10 protein-coding genes are annotated in these 20,903 nt (G+C 58.7%); all 10 read left to right on the forward strand.

Annotation, left to right across the window (positions count from 1 at the left end; translation table 11 throughout):
* The first annotated feature begins 163 nt into the window (after positions 1–163).
* Positions 164–1,012 (forward strand): hypothetical protein, encoded by an 849-nt coding sequence (locus BUA42_RS12435; RefSeq protein WP_143152687.1) that lies wholly within the window; start codon positions 164–166, stop codon positions 1,010–1,012.
* Positions 1,009–2,115: a flagellar basal body P-ring protein FlgI gene (locus BUA42_RS12440; RefSeq protein ID WP_072778234.1), complete on the forward strand. Its 1,107-nt coding sequence runs from the start codon at positions 1,009–1,011 to the stop codon at positions 2,113–2,115. The genes BUA42_RS12435 and BUA42_RS12440 overlap by 4 nt, the downstream gene beginning before the upstream one ends.
* A gap of 15 nt (positions 2,116–2,130) precedes the next feature.
* Positions 2,131–2,997: a flagellar motor stator protein MotA gene (motA, locus tag BUA42_RS12445; RefSeq protein WP_072778236.1), complete on the forward strand. Its 867-nt coding sequence runs from the start codon at positions 2,131–2,133 to the stop codon at positions 2,995–2,997.
* 31 nt (positions 2,998–3,028) lie between these two features.
* On the forward strand, positions 3,029–4,627 hold the full coding sequence (locus tag BUA42_RS12450) for a hypothetical protein (protein ID WP_143152688.1): 1,599 nt from the start codon (positions 3,029–3,031) through the stop codon (positions 4,625–4,627).
* Positions 4,628–4,853: 226 nt separating this feature from the next.
* Complete coding sequence (locus BUA42_RS12455; RefSeq protein WP_143152689.1) at positions 4,854–6,377, forward strand: hypothetical protein; 1,524 nt, start codon at positions 4,854–4,856, stop codon at positions 6,375–6,377.
* A gap of 96 nt (positions 6,378–6,473) precedes the next feature.
* Positions 6,474–7,346, forward strand: a complete 873-nt coding sequence (locus BUA42_RS12460; RefSeq protein WP_072778240.1) for a glycosyltransferase — start codon at positions 6,474–6,476, stop codon at positions 7,344–7,346.
* Entirely contained in the window at positions 7,343–8,704 is a 1,362-nt protein-coding gene (locus tag BUA42_RS12465; protein WP_342716019.1) for an oligosaccharide flippase family protein, read from the forward strand. The genes BUA42_RS12460 and BUA42_RS12465 overlap by 4 nt, the downstream gene beginning before the upstream one ends.
* A gap of 107 nt (positions 8,705–8,811) precedes the next feature.
* On the forward strand, positions 8,812–15,288 hold the full coding sequence (locus BUA42_RS12470; RefSeq protein WP_072778242.1) for a type I polyketide synthase: 6,477 nt from the start codon (positions 8,812–8,814) through the stop codon (positions 15,286–15,288).
* 6 nt (positions 15,289–15,294) lie between these two features.
* Positions 15,295–16,314 carry a glycosyltransferase family 2 protein gene (locus BUA42_RS12475; RefSeq protein ID WP_072778244.1) on the forward strand — a complete coding sequence of 340 codons (1,020 nt, stop codon included), beginning with the start codon at positions 15,295–15,297 and terminating at the stop codon, positions 16,312–16,314.
* Between the two features lie 3 nt (positions 16,315–16,317).
* The gene (locus tag BUA42_RS12480; RefSeq protein WP_072778246.1) at positions 16,318–20,901 is read left to right on the forward strand and encodes a MupA/Atu3671 family FMN-dependent luciferase-like monooxygenase; all 4,584 of its coding nucleotides are present in this window, start codon (positions 16,318–16,320) and stop codon (positions 20,899–20,901) included.
* The last annotated feature ends 2 nt before the right edge of the window (positions 20,902–20,903 follow it).

A 20,903-nucleotide genomic window follows, 5' to 3' on the forward strand; every position in this document is an offset into this window, starting at 1 on the left:
CACACTCATGCGCGCGATAGGTGATCTGGCCTCATTTCTTTTGTCGAGAAATCAACAGGCAAACCTTCAACACGTCGTCCGATCAGCGTCCAACGCCGCATCGACGGGCACTGCCGGCAACCAGGCCAAGCACGTTGGTGGTGCCACATTCGAATTGTCTCTGATGGACCGAAAGATCACACTCCTTGATCAATATGCGGGCACCATCAAAGAGACCGAAATCCGAGTGAGCGGGATGCAGGCGTCCTTGGAAAAGATCCAGACGCGCATGGGTGATATCGTCAACTCCCTGGCTCTCGCCAGTCAACTTGATGATCCAAGTGAGCTTACCATCCTCTCGAACGAAGCGAAGTCTGCGTTTTTCGACACCGTGAACGCGCTGAACACAAAGGTCGCGGGTCATCACATCTTTTCTGGTGCTGCCGTAAAAACGCGGCCACTTCCCGACGGTGAAACCTTGCTGAACACCATTAAGTCCGATCTTGCGGGTGCGACAACCGTGAACGATGCTCTTGCAGCTTTGGACACTTGGTTTGAGACCCCAACCGGCGGGTTTGACGCTGTTGCCTATCAAGGGTCGCGAAGTGCATTTGTGAGTGTTGCACTCGGTGAAGACACAACCGCCTCTATCGAGTTGCGCTCCGACGATGACGCGTTCCGTCAGGTTCTCAAATCACTGGCACTTGCAGCATTGTCGGAGGAGTTCCTGCCAACTCAGACAGTGTCCGATACCAAAGAATTCATGCAGCGCGCTCTGGGAGGTCTTGCCAGCGTTTCGGATCGGTTTTCCGAGGCAAGAGCCAGCATAGGGCTTCTCGAAGCCACACTTGAGACCGTTGGACATGAAACGTCCTTCGAGAAATCGAATTTGCAGCAGCAAAAACTCAAGCTGATCGGAGTCGACCAATTCGAAGCGATTTCGGAGTTCGAAGCGGCTCAGCAAAAACTCGACATCCTTTACAGAATCGCCGCGCGACAGGGTCGAACATCCCTCGCCGAGTACCTCAGATGATATTCAGGTTCTTATCTCTGTTCGTCATCCTGTTTTCGTCGGCATTACAGGCAGATACCCACGGCGTGCGTCTAAAGGACTTGGCGAGTTTCGAGGGCGTGCGCGGAAACGACCTCGTCGGTTACGGTCTGGTTGTCGGATTGGATGGAACCGGAGATGGGCTTCGCAATGCTCCGTTCACCGAAGACACGATGTCAAACATCCTTGAACGGCTTGGCGTGAATGTCACCGGAGAACAGTTTCGGGCCCGAAACGTGGCGGCGGTGATTGTGACAGGTCGCCTCGAAGCCTTTGCACGGGCCGGGAACAGAATGGACGTGACCGTGTCAGCGATCGGCGATGCGTCCAGCCTGCGCGGCGGCACGCTCGTGATGACCCCGCTGCATGCGGCAGACGGGGAGATATATGCCGTAGCTCAAGGGTCGATCATCGCCGGAGGTGTCGCAGCCGAGGGTAATGCCGCCCGTGTCGTGCAAGGCGTGCCGACCGCAGGAAGTATCCCGTCCGGGGCGACGGTCGAAAAGGAGATCGAATTCGATTTCGCTGCTCGACAAAGTTTGAAAATCTCTCTGAAGACCGCGGACTTTTCAACTGCCGCCAGGATCGAGCGGGCCATCAATGCCGCGATAGGAAGAAATTCCGCCCGTATGGCGGATGCCGGAACGGTACTCTTGCAGTTGAATGGACCGGATAACCTGTCCGCGTCACACATTGTTGCCAGCATCGAAAACCTGTTGATCACACCCGACACGCTCGCCCGGGTTGTCGTCGATCAGCGCTCCGGCACAGTTGTCATCAGCAAAGATGTGAAAGTCTCAAGGGTAGCGGTCGCCAAGGGCGATTTGACACTCACCGTTCAAGAGAACCCGGTGGTCGTTCAACCCAACCCATTTGCCGAAGGTGAAAGCCTCGTTGTGCCTCGAACATCTGCGCAAATAGAGGAGGACCGCCAACGTTACCTGGCCGAGGTTCCTGAGAGCACAAGTCTGTCCGATATCGTCACCGGTTTGAATTCGCTTGGAATTACTCCCGAAGATCTCATCGATATCCTTAGATCAATCAAGGCAGCCGGCGCTTTGCACGCAGAACTTGTGGTCATGTAAAGGAAAGCACAAAAAATGATCACACTGTTTGGAATTGTATTCACCTTTCTCATGGTTTTTGGTGGATATATGCTCGCCGGCGGAAAGTTGAGTATCATCCTCAAGTCACTTCCATTCGAAATGATGATGATTGGAGGGGCTGCTGTTGGTTCGTTCGCTGTTGCGAACAGCTTGAGCACCGTCAAACAATCCGCAAAAGACCTGACATTCATATTCAAAGGCGGGGCCTGGACAGGAGAGGATTACCAACTCCTGCTTGAGGTCTTGTATCAGCTACTGGAGATTGCAAAAAAGAATCCCGTCGCTCTTGAGACCCATATTGACGACCCACATGGATCGGAGCTGTTTGCACGCTTTCCCAAACTGCTCAAAGACCACGAAGCCGTGAGCTTGGTGTGTGATACCTTTCGCGCGTCGACTATGAATTTCGACGATCCCAACCATGTCGAAGAAGTGCTTGAGAAGAAAATCTCCGAGATAAAACACCATCGATATCAACCAGTTCACGCCTTGCAGGGCGTTGCAGATGCGCTTCCCGCCCTCGGCATCGTTGCGGCCGTACTTGGCGTCATCAAAACGATGAGCTCCATCGATCAACCTCCGGAAGTTCTTGGAAAGCTCATTGGAGGGGCGCTTGTCGGGACATTTCTCGGCGTGTTTCTCGCGTACTGTCTGGTTGCGCCATTCGCTTCGAAGATGAAGGTTGTGGCCGATGAAGATATCAATTTTTACGAGGTCATCAAAACCGTCTTGATTTCACACATGAGACAGCACCCACCAAAAATCTGCTTGGAAGTCGCACGGCAGAATATTCCACATCACAATCGGCCTGAATTTGAAGATCTCGATGCTTCCATCAGAAACTTGGTGTCATTTGTCTAGATTCCCCTTAGTTTCAATAATTCTCGCGTATTTGTTCGGCACGAGCCTTTTGCTCGCAGATACTCAGTACGTTGAATTTGGTAACGATATTAGAGCCAGTGGTCACATACTGGATCATCTTCGCGGCGATCCGTTCTCTGGTGCGATGGAAATCAGATCATTTTGGGAGTCTCTCGGCCAGAGCAATGTTCCGAAGCTCAAATCTGTTTTTGAAAGATCAGGGCTAGACACTCATTTTCAGATGCCAAAACTTGAAACCTCTCCTTTATGTGAAAATGACTCGGAATTGCGCCCCGATACATGTGCTGGCACACCGTCCCCGGATGCTTCGTGCGATTTCTTCGATGATCTGTATTTGCGGATTTCTGAATTCAGCGTCAGTTCACCTCAATCCGACGAGAAGCCTGTATTCCTATCTTCGCCGGTAACTCTTGAAAGTACCGAATTCACCTCACGCGCGTTATTAATCGATTTCCTGGCCCAAGGTTTGCTTGCCGAGGCAAGGTCATTGCTTTCTGATGCGATGCTGCAATCAAGTGCAAGAGCCGATGCCTTTGCCATGGTGGCTGCCATCGAAGCGAGATCTGCTGATCGTCTGCCTGCGTCAAAGCGTGAATGCAATGATTTTACGCGGTTTCTGACGGTTCTTCAGGGTGCGGAGAGCGGTGATGCGTTGACCGGTTTTGAGTTGCTTGAACTGAAACACAGCTTTGACGATTTGACGCCCGGACTGCGGATGGCGCTTGAAGATCGCGTCGCACCCTTGATGAACAGTATCACGGTCGGTCTCGACTTGGAGCCGCAGATTGAAAGCGACTTTGATGGTGACAAGGTAGTTGTCACATCCGAAGAAGGGCGGATCGACGAAGCCACTTTTTCACCGGACGGACAGGCAGCGGTTGCGCGGGAAGCGCGCGGCACTGCCCTTGAAAGCGCTGAGTTATTCGATGCTTTCAGAGGGTATCTGATTCAGGATCGGTTCTTTGACGCCATGGGTCTTCTGAACGAAGAAAGCGCGGCCTTCGGTGACTTGCGGGCCCGGGCACGATTCGAAGGTTTTGCAGCGCTCTTGGACCGTGCGCCGGTCGGGACGTTTCTGTATTTCGTTCTGGAGCATGTCAGACAAGAGGAGCCCTTTTTACCGTTCGGACCCGTCCGTGACATCGGCACGCGACTACTCGAAGAGGGTTTTCCAGAACAAATTATCGCAATGTGCCAGCTATATCCGTCATTTTGCGCGCGTAGCGATTTACTAGCGACTCTTGCTGCCGCGAAGCTTGCCTTGTCTCAACCGCAGGAGGCCATTGAGATCCTGAGTAGGACGAACGAGGCTGAGGTGTCCGCGTTGCGCATCGAGGCTCACATGAAGGCGAAACGCTACGAGGACGCGTTGAACACAGCCGCCGTTCACGCTCCACCCGAGACGGCGCGCCAGTTGGCGTGGTTGAGCGATCAACTTGAGGATTTGGCGAAAACGGACTCCAAATTTGGCCGGGTGTCCGGGCTTCTTGTGGATGAAGAAGGCGATACCGGCTTTATCGACGAGATTTCCGTTATTGTGGCAAAAGATCAGTTGGCAAAAGCACGTGCCATACGAGAGAGTCTAGCCGAACTTTTGCAGAACGAGTGAACGCTTTCATGTGTGATTTCAGCCTTTATACAACAACTCGCTTGGGACGAACCGTGCATAACGAGGCCACGTTTTGATGTCTGCCGCTTTGGTTTTCAGATGCGTTCTGATCTTGAAGCTGATGTTGGCCGCTACGATTGTGCAAGGTTCGGAATCGCGCAGAACGGTGTGGTTTGGCCTAAACGGCATTTCCGATTGGTCCACGCAACACCCCTTCATCGACCACATGAAAACAGCGCGGCCTTGGGTCGGGCATCTTCCGGGGCAGTGGGGCGGTATCGAGTTCGAAGAGCTTGTTGCGGTCGGGGCCGTCGATGCCAACGGCTGGCCCACACATGTGCCAGACCCTGCGAGGCGACTGGAGGCGTTGATCTTAACCGATCAGCCAGAGGAGGCCGAGCATCTGTCTGGCGACTACCATGTGTTCTATAAAGGGGAGGCGACGATCGAGATCAAAGGCCTTGGCCGGACCAAAACCCGACGGCCCGGGCACATCGTCTTTTCCTACCGCCCTGGCGAAGGTTCTGTTGGGATTTCAGTACAAGACGTCGACCCGTCGGATCCGCTGCGCAACATTTCGGTTGTCCACGCGGACTATCTGGATGCACATGCGAATGGTGAGCTTTTCCACCCACTCTGGCTATCACACCTCAAAGGTGTCGAAACGCTGCGCTTCATGGATTGGATGGACACAAATAATTCCCCCGTAGCCAACGCGGCGCAGATTGCGCAGGCAGACGACTTTTCCTACGGGTGGCGTGGCGTTCCGCTCGGCGTCATGATTGCCTTGGCCAACCAGATTGAGGCCAATCCCTGGTTCACAATCCCGCATCAGGCGGACGATGCGCTTGTCCGGCAATTCGCCGAAGACACGGTTGCAAATCTCGATCCGGGCCGCGCGGTGTATGTCGAATACTCGAACGAGGTCTGGAACTTCATATTCGAACAGTCGCGATGGGCGCAGGCGCAGGCTGAAAAGCTGTGGGGCGAACAGGGTGATGGTTGGGTGCAGTATTACGGCCTGCGCGCGGCTCAGATCATGGATATCTGGGCCGACGTGTTCGCAGAACCAGATCATGAGCGATTGAATCGCGTTATCGCGGTGCACACCGGATGGCCAGAGCTCGAGCAGTCCATGTTGTTCGGAAAACATGCGACGCAAGAGTTGGGACGCTCGCCCGCTGAGTCTTTCGATGCCTACGCGGTGACGGGCTATTTCGGACATGACGTGGCCGTGCCGGGCATAATGCATCCCCTTCTGGACGCTGCGCAAGAACAGGTTGAAGCGGACGGGAAGGCGCTTGGCCTGTCGCGCGTGGCGCTGCGGGAATATGTGCGACCTCGGCAGTTCGAACCGGTGTTCGCGCGCGCCGCAGACATGATCCGCCAAGGTTCCTTGCGGGAACTGGAGCAGGACGTCTGGCCTTATCACGCGCGTGTTGCGCGGGACTTGGGTCTGGATTTGATCATGTATGAAGGCGGCACACATGCGACGCCGCAATGGTCCGATGTCGATGATGAGCGGCTGGTCTCTTTCCTGCTCGCGTTCAATTACTCCGAAAACATGGGCGCGCTTTATGAGCAGGCCATCGCATCATGGGAAGAGATAAGCGGCTCCTCGTTTCATGCTTTCGTCGACGTCGCGCCGCCAAGCAAGTGGGGCAGCTGGGGGGCGTTGCGGCACTTGAATGATGACAATCCAAGATGGCGCAGTCTGCGTCGCCAACTTGACCAGGCAGGCGCAGAGTAGATGTGAAGATCCGTTACAATCCATAAAATTGACATGTTTCTGTGACAGCCGAACCAAAAACCAACGTCCGATTTCATCGCCATGGAATGAGCAGACATGTCGATCACCAGTCAGAAAGACGCCTCCGTGTTCCGACCGGCAATGAGCGTCCTGATCCCCGCCTCTAACGAAGCGGGATTGATCGGCGCCTGCCTGAAGTCTGTCCTGAACAGCGATTGGTGGCACAGCGGTTCTGTTGAGGTCATCGTGATCGCCAATGGTTGCAAGGATGACACCGTTCAGGTCGCCCTCTCACACACGGAAAGCTATACCGAAAAGGGCTGGGATTTGCGCGTACTTGACCGCCCGGAGGGTGGAAAATTGGCGGCGTTGAATGCCGGTGACCGGATCGCCCGCGCGCGGATACGGGTCTATCTGGATGCGGATGTCGAACTGTCCAAGGGCTTGCTCAACGATCTGTTCACCGCCCTCGATACGCCGCGACCGCGATATGCGAGTGGGCGCATTCGGCTTGCTGATCCACAATCCTGGGCCACCCGGGCTTATGCGCGCATCTACCAACAGGTGCCTTTCATGAGGACGGGTGTGCCAGGTGCCGGGTTGTTTGCGGTGAACGCTGCGGGTCGATTGCGGTGGGGCGACTTCCCGGCCATCATCTCGGACGATACGTTTGTCCGGTTGAGCTTTCGCCCCGAAGAACGGGTGGGCGTCGATGCGCATTATGTCTGGCCGTTGGTTGAAGGATGGCGGAACCTTGTGCGGGTCCGCAAACGACAGAATGACGGAGTTGACGAGATCCGGTCGAAATACCCCGACCTTCTGCAAAACGACGACAAACCGGTGTTCGGGATGGCCGACAAACTGCGCCTCGCTTTGCGCGATCCCGTTGGCTTTGCCGTCTACGGTGGTGTCGCTCTGGTCGTTCGGCTCATGCCAGCGGGTTCAACGGGGTGGAGCCGGGGCCGGTGATCAAAGCCGTCGCCTCCCAGTTCCAGGGAACTTCGCTGACCGCGAGGTTCATGCGCAGTTCCGCGTTCACGCTGAGCGGCTATGCCGCCGGACAGGTTCTGCGCCTTGCGTCCAATCTGATACTGACGCGTCTTCTTTTCCCCGAGGCGTTCGGCCTGATGGCGCTTGTCGCGGTGATCATCCAGGGCCTCTCCATGTTTTCCGACGTCGGCGTGAGCCCCGCGATCATGCAGTCAAAGCGCGGGGACGATCAGCGGTTTCTCGACACGGCGTGGACCATTCAGGTCATTCGCGGGGCGTTGCTTTGGCTCTTCGCCTGTCTGATCGCGATCCCGGTGGCGCGGTTCTATGAAGAACCGCTGCTTGCCTGGATCCTCCCGTGTGCGGGCATCAGCCTTCTGGTTTCCGGGTTCAATCCGACGCGCATGGATACGGCGAACCGCCACCTTCTCGTCGGTCGGCTAACGGCGCTCGACCTGATTGCCCAGTCTGCGGGGATCGTGATCGCAGTCGGTCTAGCCTGGTATCTGCAGTCGGTGTGGGCGCTTGTGATCAGCGGCGTGGCAGCGTCCGTGATCTTGCTGTGGCTCTATCACAGATTTCTGCCGGGGCAGTCGAACCGGTTTCATTGGGAAGCGGCAGCAGGTGCGGAACTCATCAGCTTTGGGAAATGGATCTTCCTCAGCACAATCTTTGGGTTTCTGACCGCACAGGGCGACAAGCTGTTGCTTGGGAAATATCTGCCGCTCGATCAATTCGGTATCTACAACATCGCATTCTTTCTCGCGAGTTTTCCGTTGCTCATGGGGGGTGTGCTCATCCGCAAAGTGTTGATCCCGCTGTATCGTGAGGCTCCGCCTGCCGAGAGCGTGGCCAACTTCCGGAAACTCCAGAAACTGAGATTTCTGTTGACTGCGGTCATCTTCGGCCTCGCTTCTGCGGTCTCGATGGCCGGGGTGGTGTTGATCGACGTGATGTACGATCCGCGTTACGCCATGGCAGGCGCGGTCGTTGTCGTGATCGCAGCCATGCAAATCCCGCAAATCATTGTACTGACCTATGATCAGGCGTCTTTGGCGGCAGGGGATTCCCGCAGCTATTTCATCCTGTCCGCCGTGCGCGCCACCCTCACGCTCGGCTTCCTTTTTGCCGGCCTTCTATATGGTGGACTGTTCTGGGCCCTGATCGGGCAAGGCCTTGCCGGAGTCGTGGCCTATCCGTTTGTGGTGCATGTCGCGCGCAAGGTGAAGGCGTGGGATATCATCCACGATGTTGCATATGCATTTCTCGGATTGATCGCCGTGAGCGTGGCGTTCTGGATGAACGCAGATGCCGTCTCGGCCCTCGCTGCGATGTGATCTTTACCGTATTTGACCCGCATCATTGCCGCAGTCCGTGAACTATGATGCCCTAGTTTTATCATAATTTTCCGATACGCAGCCCTGCAAGGGTTTAGGGTACGACTATGACCATGGAAACTACGGCGCCTGGCGCGGCGTCCGAAACCGACATTGCCATCGTTGGCATGTCCGCGCATTTGCCGGGGGCATCCTCGCTTGCCGAATACTGGCGCAATCTGCGCGATGGAGTGTCCTCGATCCGGCGTTTGAATGAAGACGAACTTATCTCGGCAAGCGTCCCGCAAGGGCTCTTGCGCCACCGCGATTACGTCCCTTACGCAGCCCTTCTAGACGGCTATGACCAGTTCGACGCTGAGTTTTTTGGCCTTTCACCCAAAGACGCGGCCATTATGGATCCGCAACACCGGCAGTTCCTCGAATGCGCGTGGGAAGCGCTCGAAAACGCGGGGCACATGCCGGAACGATACGATGGGCGGATCGGTGTCTTTGGTGGCTGCGGTATGGGCAGTTACTTTTACTTCAACCTGTGCTCGAACACCGACCTTGTCGACAATACGGGCATGTTCCTGTTGCGCCATACCGGCAACGACAAGGACTTTCTTACGACACGTGTGAGTCACATTTTTGACCTCGATGGTCCGTCCGTCAGTGTGCAGACCGCCTGCTCGACCTCCCTTGTCGCGACGCACTACGCCTGCCAATCGCTTCTCAACGGCGAATGCGACATGGCGTTGGCTGGTGGTGTGACCATAGAGATGCCGCAGGGGCAGGGATATCTCTACAAGGAGAACGAAATCCTGTCGCCCGATGGCCAGTGCCACGCGTTCGATCATCGCGCGCAGGGGACGGTCTTTGGTTCCGGCGCCGGTATCGTCGTTTTGCGCCGCCTATCGGACGCTCTGGCCGATGGTGATCACATCTGGGCGGTCATCAAGGGCAGCGCGGTCAACAACGATGGCGCAGCCAAAGCGGGCTACCTGGCCCCATCTGTGGATGGGCAATCCGAAGCCATTTCCGAAGCACACGCAATCGCCGGCGTGACTGCCGACAGCATCGACTATGTCGAATGCCACGGCACCGGGACGTATCTGGGCGACCCGATTGAGGTCGCGGCGCTGACACAGGCTTTCCAGGAAACCAGCGACAAGGTTGGACATTGCCGCATCGGGTCGGTCAAAACCAATATCGGCCACCTCGACACGGCTGCTGGAGTTGCCAGCCTCATCAAAGCGTCGATGGCGCTGCACAACCACCAGATGCCGCCAAGCCTTGGTTTCGAGAAGCCGAACCCGACGATTGACTTCGAAACTTCTCCGTTCCGGGTAAACGACCGCTTGTCCGACTGGCCAAGAACAGGTCATCCCCGGCGCGCGGGCGTCAACTCACTTGGCGTCGGCGGGACCAACGCCCACGTCGTGCTAGAAGAAGCGCCGGACGTGGCCGCATCGGAAGACAGCGATTGGCCATTTCAGATCCTCACTGTCTCGGCGCGCAACAAGGCCGCGCTGGATGGCAACGCACAGCAGCTTGCGGCGCATCTTCGGGCGAACGCGGATCAGCCGTTGGCTGACGTCGCATGGACTCTCAAGGAAGGCCGCCGCGCGTTTGAAAAACGCCGGATCGTTGTTGCCGCCGACCATCTCGAGGCCGCGCGGCTGTTAGAGCAAGACGACACCCGCCGTGTCCATTCCCATGAAGCGATGAAGGACCCAGACGTTGCCTTCCTCTTCCCCGGTGGCGGTGCGCAGTACGTCAACATGGCGCGTGACCTGTACGAAACAGAGCCGGTTTTCGCAGAATGGATGGACCACGGGCTGACGCATCTCGAAACGCTTGAAGACCGGGATATCCGCGCCCTCTGGTTGCCGGAACCGGACAAGGCCCGCGCTGCGTCAGAGGCGTTGCGCAAACCGTCCTTGCAGTTACCGCTCATCATGATCGTCGAGTATGCGCTGGCGCAGCTCTGGATGAGCTGGGGCGTTGAACCTTCGGCCTTGGCGGGCCATTCGATGGGCGAAAACACGGCGGCCTGCGTTGCTGGCGTGATGTCCTTTGAAGACTGCATCGGGCTCGTCCACCTGCGCGGCAGCCTTTTCGATACCGTGGAAAAAGGCGGTATGCTGTCGGTGGCCTTGCCAGCAGAAGAACTGAAGCCGTTTCTCAAAGGTCCCATCGATCTTGGCGCGATAAACAGTCCGGGCCTCAGCGTGGCCTCGGGGCCGAACGCGGCCCTGATGGCACTTGAGAAAGAGCTGAAGGCGCGCGACGTTGATTTTCAGCGGATTCCAATTGATATCGCAGCGCATTCGCACATGCTGGAACCGATCCTTGACCGGTTCCGCGACTATCTCAAATCGATCGATCTGCATCCACCGCAAATCCCGATGACGTCGAACGCGACGGGTACGTGGATGACGGACGAACAGGCCACCGATCCCGATTACTGGGTCGGCCATCTTCGCGGCACGGTGCACTTTGCGCAATGTCTCGATACGCTCTCGGACCGCCCCAGCCGCATCTATCTGGAAGTCGGCCCCGGCAAGGCGCTTTCTGCGCTCGCCCGGCAGTGTGAGGGCATCAAGCCACAACAGGTCCTGTCCAGCCTGCGCCATCCCGAGGATGAGGTTGCGGACGACCGGCACCTGCTCGAGGTGCTTGGTCGCATCTGGGCACTAGGCGGCGAATTCGACTGGGCGCAGATCTGGGGTGACGCACGTCGCAACCGTGTGCCGCTGCCCACCTACGCTTTCCAGCGTTCCCGCTATTTTATTGAGCGCAGCGAACAAACCACAAGCACCGCGCCGACGTTCCTGTCGCGCATCGATGGCGTCGAAAATTGGGGTTGGACCCCATCATGGCGGCCCAAATACGCCGATGCCCCCGTCAACGTCCGCACTGAATTGGGCAAGGCCGAACCGCAAAGCTGGCTGATGTTCATGGATGATTGCGGTGTTGCGGCCGCAGCAGCGCGCCGCATCCGAGCGGCGGGACATGCCGTGGTCGAAGTCTGGCCTGGCGACAGCTTCGCCCGTCTAGATGAGACGACCTACGCGCTTGCACCTGAGCGGGGTCGCGAAGGGTATGACCTTCTTTTCCGGGACATGCTCTCGCATGGACTGGTGCCAAGTCGCATCGCGCATTTCTGGGGTGTGACGAAGGACAAAAGCCATCGTCCGGGATCAAGCTTCTTTCACCGGGTTCAGGAACACGGATTCTATTCGCTTCTCTTCATCGCTCAGGCGATTGCGGACGAAACGCTGCCGAAACCAGCGCATATCAACGTATTCACGAACGACGCCGCGGCGCTTGGTGCAGATGAGTTGCTGACACCGGAAAAGGCTATTCTTTCCGGCCCCGCACGCGTCATTCCACGTGAAATCCCGAACCTGACTGTGTCGAGCATAGACGTGCAGGTGCCGATGCCGCCGAAAAACACCCTGTTCGGTCGCGCCGCCGGGCAAGCCGCTTTCGAGGCCGAGATGGACGCGCTGACCGATCAGGTGCTCGAAGACCTGATCGCCGAGCCAAGGTCATGCACCGCCGCGTTGCGAGACGGACGTCGGTACGAACAGTCCCTTCGGAAAACGCCGCTCACCCCGACGACGACGCCGGCCCTCAAACCGGGCGGGACGTACCTCATCACCGGTGGCTTTGGCGGCATTGGCCTGACCATTGCCAAATCCCTTGCGGCGCAGAACTGCACCCTTGTGCTGACCGGGCGCGAAGCTTTGCCTGACCGCGCGCATTGGGATCGGATCGTCCAACGCCATGCCCCGCAAGACAAAGCGGTGCGGCGCATTCAAGCGGTGCAAGAACTGGAAGCGCTGGGCGCGACGGTGCTCACATTCGCTGCGGATGTGTGCAACCTCATCGACATGACTGACGTGGTCACGAAAACGAAAGAGGTCGCAGGTCGGATCGACGGCGTCATCCACGCGGCGGGTATCATAGACGACGCGCCGCTTCTGTCGAAGACAACCAGCGCGATCGAACAGGTCTTTTCCGCCAAGATTCATGGCACGAAAGTGCTGGATGCCCTGTTCCCGGATGGTGAAACAGATTTCATCGTCTTGTTCTCGTCATCCTCCACCCAGACCGCGCCTGCGGGTCAGGTCGACTACGTTGCAGCGAATGAGTATCTCAACGCGTTTGCTCGCTCCCGCAAAGGCGGGTCGACCTCTGTCGTCGCGATCAACTGGGGCATCTGGGCAGAGGTCGGCATGGCCGCAGACGCCTTGGCCGACCGAACCGGAGACCGTAGCGCGAGTGAATTCACCGACATTGATCTGCCGCTCCTGCAGTCCACCGGGTTCGATCCTTCCGGTCACCGCGTCTTCCACGCGCGGTATTCGACGCAGGATTGGTTTATCGACGAACACCGAACCAAGCGGGGTGATGCGCTGTTCCCCGGCGCGGGTTACCTTACGCTCGCGGCGCAGGCGTTGCGCGGCCAAGGTGAAGGAGACGCTTTCGCGATCCGCAATATGACCTTCCTTCGCCCGCTCCACGTCGCGGACACCGGTCACCGCGACATCCGTCTGCGCCTGACCCGCGGGGACGAAGGGTACCACATGGATGTGATGGGCGATGGTTCGCTTGACGGGACCAAGGGCTTTGCGCCCGTGGTCACGGCCGAACTGTCACTGATCCCGCAAGCACAGCCTCAATCGCTTGATATCGAGGCGATCCGCAAACGCTGTGGCGCGCCACGGACGGCGCGGAACGGACAAAAACTCGCCGCCGCGCAGGAAACCCAACTTGCCTTTGGACCGCGTTGGAAAACCCTCGACACCTGTGCGTTTGGTGACGGCGAAGGCATTGCAGAACTGTCTCTCAACGCTGCCGCGAAAGACGATGATGGCTGGCACTTCCATCCCGCCCTGCTGGACATCGCCACAGGCTGGGCGATGGAACTGATCGAAGGGTACCGCGCCGACAGGCTCTGGGTGCCGGTCTCGTACGCTGATGTGCGTGTGTTCCATCGCTTGCCCGAACGCGTGATCAGCTGGGTGCGGTCGGCGAGTGCAAACCGCAATGATGACGAAACCGCGTCTTTCGACATCACCCTCGCCATGCCGGATGGCACAGTCTGCATGGAGATCGCGGGATTCTCGATCAAACGCCTGGATGATCTGGGCGCCCTGACCAAACCTGCGAAGATCGTGAAAGCCGAATTCGAACCCGAGGATTTCAGCCGCAAGGCACAACCGTTGTCCGCAGCTGAGGAGCGGCTTCAATACAACTTGTCGCAAGGCATTGAACCAAAGGACGGTGCCGAAGCTTTCCAGCGCGCTCTGGCCTTGAAAGAGCCGCAGATTGTGGTGTCGTCCTTGGACATGGACGCCCTGATCGAACAGGTCGGCGCAAGCACTGCGGAATCGTCTGACACTCAGAAATTCGACCGCCCGAAGCTCGAGGGGGATTACGTCGCCCCGGAAACCGAGGTCGAGCGTACTCTCGTCGGCATCTGGGAAGACCTGCTCGGCGTACAAAACGTCGGTGTCGAAGACAGCTTTTTCGACCTTGGCGGGCATTCCCTGATCGCGGTGCGCCTCTTTGCCAAGGTGCGCAAGACCTACGACGTCGACTTTCCTATCTCGATCCTGTTCGAGGCCCCGACGATCCGTGCCTGCGCGACCCTCATTCAGGAACGCACCGGCATTACCGACAGTGTCGAAGACGCGCCGAAAAGACCCGCAAAGCAGAAGCGGCGTTTCAAACACCTCGTGGCGATGCACGACGGCGAGGGCGGTCCGAAAATGCCCTTCTTCCTTGTCGCAGGCATGTTCGGGAACGTCCTAAACCTGCGCCATCTCGCGCAGCTTCTGGGCACGGACCGACCATTCTACGGCCTCCAGGCCAAGGGGCTCTACGGTGACGAAGACCCGCACACCTCGATAAAGGATGCGGCGCGCGACTATATCGCCGAGATGAAGCTCGTGCAGCCGCATGGCCCGTATTTCGTCGGTGGCTTCTCGGGTGGTGGGATCACCGCCTACGAGATCGCGCACCAGCTGGAAAGAATGGGCGATGAGGTGGCGGCCATCGTTCTTCTGGACACGCCGCTCCCGCAACGCCGTCCGCTCAGCCGTCAGGACAGGCTCCTGATCCAGCTTCACGAGACGCACCGCAGAGGGGTGGCTTACCCGTTCCATTGGCTGCGCAACCGGATCCGCTGGGAGATCGACAAGCGCCGCATCTCGGAAGACGCAGCGACCACACACAGTTTCCACAACGCTGAAATCGAGCGCGCCTTTCTAAGCGCGGTTGCCGACTACGGGATGCGCCCTTGGCACGGTCGCATCGCCCTATTCCGGCCGCCGTTGGTGGGGACGTGGAAAGTGTCGAAAGACCGCTGGGTGAACCACGAACGGGCCTACCTGTTCGATGACAACGACTGGGGTCAATTCACGCCCCAGATCGAGGTGTACGAAGTACCGGGCGATCACGACAGCATGGTGCTCGAGCCGAATGTGCGTGTTCTTGCAAGCCAGATGCGCAACGTCATTGTCACAACCGAGGCCAAGGTTGCGGGCAATGGAAAAGTACTGAGTTTTGAGGCGACCCAAGCCGCGGAGTAATTGTTTATGACGGAGATCGTCGTTGTCGTTCTGAATTACAAAACCCCGGATCTTGCGGTCCAGGCGGCGCAGTCCGCCGCTCGGGGTATGTCAGGTTACAGCGGTGCGATACTGCTGGTCGACAACGACAGCCCTGATAACAGCTTTCAAAGAATGCAGGACGCGGTGCTGGCTGCGGACTGGCCAGCGCATTTGAACGTGCAGGTCCTCCAATCCGGTCACAATGGTGGATTTGGTGCGGGCAACAATTTCGGCATCCGCGCAGGTCTCGCGATCTGCCCTCAAGCTGACTACGTCTATGTCCTAAATCCCGACGCTTGCGTGGATGACACCACAATTTCGGCCCTCGTCGATTACCTTGAAGCGCGGCCAAAGGTGGCCTTCGCCGGAAGCTGGATCTACGGCGACGATGGCGAAGACCACTGCAGTGCTTTTCGGTTGCCGGGACTCGCCTCGGAGTTCGAAAGTGCCACGCGCTTCGGTCCGGTCACGCGACTGTTGAAAAGCTACGTCCTGCCGTTGCACATCCCCGAGACGTCCGGCCCGGTCGGCTGGGTCGTCGGCGCATCCTTTCTCGCGCGAACCAGCGTGCTTGAGGAAATCGGCCTCTTTGATGAAACCTTCTTCCTGTATTTCGAGGAAACCGACATCTGCCTCCGGGCGCACCGCGCGGGATATGAGGTCCATTTCGTGCGCGAGAGCCGAACCTGTCACATCGGCTCCGTCTCGACGGGCCTCGGAACGTGGGAGCGGACGCCGACATACTGGTTCGACAGTCGTTGGTACTACTACAGCAAGAATTACGGGCGCAGTTACGCTGTGGCCGCGACGGTGCTGAGCGCGATCGGCACCGCATTCTGGCGCCTCCGACGGCGTCTTGAAGGCAAACCAAACACGGACGCGCATCGCCATTTGCGCGACATGATCGCCCACGCGGCGAAAGCGGTGTTTCGACCAACGCCAAAGACCGCAATCCGCAAGATGACCGCGCTGCCCAAAACCGCCCTCCAGCCAAGCTTGGACTGACCCATGACCCATTTCGAAACCATCATCATCGGAGACGAAAGCCTGACGCAGCATTGCGCTGACACGCTCTTGGCCGAGGGACACACGCTAAGCGCGCTTGTCACCGGTAACCCGGATCTGGTCACCTGGGCGCAGAAACGCGGCATCCGGGTCGAGGCACATGGCGGCGATCTTGCCGCGCGATTGCAGGACGCGCCGGTCGATTGGCTTTTGAGTATCGCCAACCTCAAAGTCCTGCCGCCCGACGTGCTCGCCCTTGCGCGGGAAGGCGCGGTGAATTTTCACGACGGCCCACTTCCGCGTCGGGCTGGCCTGAACGCCCCGGTCTGGGCGTTGATCGATGGCGAAGCGACGCACGGCATCACGTGGCACCTGATCGATGATGGGATCGATACCGGCGACATCCTTGTTCAAAAGGCGATCGATGTGTCGCCCGAAGACACAGCGCTGACCCTGAATACCAAATGCTACGAGGCGGGCCTGACGAGCTTTCCCGATCTGTTGACGGAACTCACGACAGGACTTCCATCGCGGCGCGCGCAAGACACGTCACAAAGGACGCTGCACGCGCTTGCGGACCGCCCCGAAGCGAACGGGGTGCTGAGCTTCGATGACTCGGCTGACACCGCCCTGCGGATCGTTCGGGCGTTGGACCATGGTGGCTACTGGAATCCACTGTGCACCGCCAAGGTCCTGGCGGGTGATACCGTTCTTCACCTTGGACAGGCCAATAAGACCGAAACCAGCGCCGTACCGGGCACTGTGATCGAAATCGACGCTGAAAGCCTGACCGTGGCCTTTGCAGACGGTGCTTTGAAGCTGACGGGCCTTAGAACGTCCGACGGCAAACCCGCTGACCCCACGCGTTACATCGCGCTTGGTCAGACACTGACGTCACTCTCGGATCGTGATCGGAAAGCCATCACTGACACATTTCGCACCATCGCGAAGAGAGATGGGTATTTGCGGGGCATATTGGCCGAGACGCATCCGCTCGCACTCCCGTTCTTGTCCACCAAAACCGGGGACGTGAAAACAACCCAGATCGATGCCGATTCCGCGCAACTGGCTCCCGCCTTGACAGTCTTGTGCAAGCGTCTGGCCCGCGGCGCCAATGCGGCAATCGCTCTGACCAATTCCGACCTACAGGCGTCAGCGCGATTTGGCCTTGCCAGCGCATGGGTGCCGGTTTCGGTCGACGCTCTCGACGGCGGAATTCCAAACCCCTCCGTGTCTTTCGCAACCGACCTCGCTCTGCGCGACGCGAGTCTCGGGGCCATCGACACACCGGCACTTGCCATATCACACGCCGCGGGTCCGCTTTTGGGCGCGGCCATCACATTTGAAGTGTCGGGCGATCAGGTCAACGCGCATGTCGACACTGGCCGCATCGCGCCGGATTTCGCGCAGATCCTGATCCAACGGCTGGAATGGATCGCCCAGCACATCGCCGAAGGTCACGACCTATCGACCGAGCAATCGCTTCCCGAAGCCGAGCGAAACGCGATCATCGAAACCTTCAACGCAACGACACAGACGGTTGACGGGCCGGAAACCATGCATGCCGCCTTTGAGGCGCAGGTGGACAAGACCCCGGATGCCATTGCGGTCGTGCATGAAGACACTGAAATCACCTTCGCCACACTGAACGAACACGCAAACCGGATCGCGCACACATTGCGTGACATGGGTATCACGGCGGACACTATGGTCGGTTTGCATTGCAATCGGGGCCCTGACCTCGTCGCAGCCGCCTTGGGCATCCTCAAGGCAGGTGGCGCCTACGTGCCGCTGGACCCGGACTACCCTGCGGATCGCATCGCCCATTACCTTTCAGACAGTGGCGCACCAGTTGTCATCACCCAAACTGCGCTCGAAGACACCCTTCCGTCGAACAAAGCAGACCGGCTGGTGATGGATCGCGACCGACGCCTTGCCGCCGCACCCAAAACCAACCCCGAACCCGTGGCGACGGGCAAGGACCTGGCGTACGTGATCTACACGTCTGGCTCGACCGGAACGCCAAAGGGCGTGATGATCGAACATCGCAACGTGATGAACTTCTATGCGGGTATGGATGCGGTCGTGCCTGACCGCGAAGATGCCACATGGCTCGCCGTGACCAGCCTGAGCTTCGATATCTCGGTGCTTGAGCTGTTCTACACCATGACACGCGGTATCAAGGTCGTCCTTCCAAGCGCTAGCAATCGCGGCATCATTTCGGGCGGCGCGTCGCGCAAAAGCAGCGACGGCATGGAGTTCTCGATCTACTATTGGGGCAACGACGATGGTGTCGGGCGCGACAAGTATCGACTGCTTCTCGAAGGTGCGAAATTCGCCGACGAGAATGGCTTCTGCGCCGTTTGGACGCCCGAACGCCACTTTCACGCGTTTGGCGGTCCCTATCCCAACCCGTCGGTGACTGGGGCAGCCGTTGCCGGCGTGACCAAACAGATCGGTGTGCGTGCCGGAAGCTGTGTCGCACCACTTCACCATCCCGCTCGCATTGCAGAGGAATGGTCGGTGATCGACAACCTGACCAACGGGCGTGCGGGCCTCGCCATTGCAAGCGGGTGGCAACCGGATGACTTCGTCCTGCGCCCTGAAAACACGCCGCCGGACAATAAGCCTGCAATGTTCGAAGCGATTGAGCAGGTGCGCAAGCTTTGGCGCGGCGAGCCTGTCGCGTTCCCACGAAAAGACGGGAAGATGCACGAGGTGGTGACCCAACCGCGCCCTGTGTCGAAAGAGTTGCCAATCTGGGTGACCACAGCAGGCAACCCCGAAACCTGGCGCGAAGCCGGGCGCAACGGGGCGAATGTGCTGACGCATTTGCTTGGGCAATCCATCGAAGAGGTGTCCGAGAAGATCGGCATCTACCGCCACGCGCTGCGCGAAGCCGGGCATGATCCGCACCGCTTCACCGTCACGCTGATGCTGCACACCTGCCTTGCCGGGACGCGCGACGAAGCCCGCGAGATCGCCCGTGAACCGATGAAAGACTACCTGCGCTCGGCTGCTGGTTTGATCAAGCAATACGCCTGGGCCTTCCCCGCGTTCAAGCGCCCCGAGGGCGTCAAGAATGCGTTCGAGCTGAACCTCGGAGACCTCAGCGAAGACGATCTTGAAGGCATCCTCGATTTCGCGTTCGAGCGCTATTTCAACGATTCCGGCCTCTTCGGGACCATCGAAGACGCGCTACAGCGTGTCGAACAACTTCAAGCCATCGGCGTGTCGGAAATCGCATGCCTCATCGACTACGGCATCGCCACCGATCAGGTGCTTGAGGGGCTGAAGCCGCTGGCAGATGTGGTTCGCCAATCTGCACCGTCTCTTGACCACCACGACGACGACTATTCGATCGCCGCTATGCTCGGCCGCCACAACGTCACCCACATGCAATGCACGCCGTCGATGGCCCGCATGATCGCGATGGACGATGATGCACGGGCCGGCCTCAAGGGTCTCAAGCATATCTTCCTCGGAGGCGAAGCATTACCCGGCGCATTGGTCGCTGATCTGGGCGAAGCGACGACGGCCACTGTCACCAACATGTACGGCCCAACCGAGACGACGATCTGGTCCTCGACCGAAGTTGCAACCGCAGATGACTCCACGGTCAACATCGGAACACCCATCGCCAACACGCAGCTTTACGTCCTGGATCCTGACCTGGTGCCGGTCGGGATCGGCGAAGAGGGTGAACTGTGGATCGGCGGTCAGGGTGTAACGCGGGGCTACTGGAACCGGGCTGAACTTACCGCAGACCGCTTCCGCGACAATCCATTTGCGCCCGGACGCATGTATCGGACCGGCGATCTGGTTCAGCGACGCCCTGACGGACGTCTCAACTTCCTCGGGCGGGTCGATCACCAGGTCAAACTGCGCGGCTTCCGGATCGAACTGGGGGAGATTGAAAGTATCCTCGAAGAGGTGGAAGGCATCACGCAGGCCGTTGTGCTCGCGCGCGAAGACACCCCCGGGGACACGCGACTGGTCGCCTACGTCACCGCGACATCTGAGCCTGACACAAAGGCATTGCGCACCGCTTTGGCGGATCGATTGCCCGATTACATGGTGCCATCCCATTTCGTCACGCTCGCGTCCTTCCCGGTAACTCCGAACAAGAAGATCGACCGCAACGCGTTGCCAGCGCCACAATCGGCACCGATGCGTGCGGCCCCTCAGATCAAGACGCCAAGCAACGGCACCAGCAAGGCTGACGAAGGTTTGCGCCGGGATATCGCCGATATCTGGTCGGAAGTCCTTGGCGTCAGCGACATCGCAGCAGAGGATAATTTCTTCGATCTTGGCGGTCACTCGCTGCTTGCCGTGCAGACGCATCGCGCGATCCGGGATCGCCTGTCCCTGCCAAAGCTGTCGATCACCGACATCTTCCAGTTCCCGACGCTCGGAGCGTTGGCCGACCGGGTCGCGAAACTTGGCGGCGGCCCACAGCAGCCGACGCAACCCGCCGCAAAAGCCACCGTCACACCGATGCCAAAACCTGCGGCAACGGACCGGGCCAAAGCGCGCAGCGATGCGATGGCGCGGCGTCGCGCGATGCGGGCGCGTCGGCAGGCCTGAGG

This window comes from Marivita hallyeonensis, from assembly GCF_900129875.1.
GTDB classification, from domain to species: Bacteria; Pseudomonadota; Alphaproteobacteria; order Rhodobacterales; family Rhodobacteraceae; genus Marivita; species Marivita hallyeonensis.

Excerpts from the sequence above, each read along its gene's own strand:
- BUA42_RS12455 (WP_143152689.1), top strand. The coding sequence starts at position 4,854 with ATGAAAACAGCGCGGCCTTGGGTCGGGCATCTTCCGGGGCAGTGGGGC.
- motA (WP_072778236.1), top strand. The coding sequence starts at position 2,131 with ATGATCACACTGTTTGGAATTGTATTCACCTTTCTCATGGTTTTTGGT.
- BUA42_RS12440 (WP_072778234.1), top strand. The coding sequence starts at position 1,009 with ATGATATTCAGGTTCTTATCTCTGTTCGTCATCCTGTTTTCGTCGGCA.
- BUA42_RS12460 (WP_072778240.1), top strand. The coding sequence starts at position 6,474 with ATGTCGATCACCAGTCAGAAAGACGCCTCCGTGTTCCGACCGGCAATG.
- BUA42_RS12470 (WP_072778242.1), top strand. The coding sequence starts at position 8,812 with ATGACCATGGAAACTACGGCGCCTGGCGCGGCGTCCGAAACCGACATT.
- BUA42_RS12435 (WP_143152687.1), top strand. The coding sequence starts at position 164 with ATGGACCGAAAGATCACACTCCTTGATCAATATGCGGGCACCATCAAA.
- BUA42_RS12475 (WP_072778244.1), top strand. The coding sequence starts at position 15,295 with ATGACGGAGATCGTCGTTGTCGTTCTGAATTACAAAACCCCGGATCTT.
- BUA42_RS12480 (WP_072778246.1), top strand. The coding sequence starts at position 16,318 with ATGACCCATTTCGAAACCATCATCATCGGAGACGAAAGCCTGACGCAG.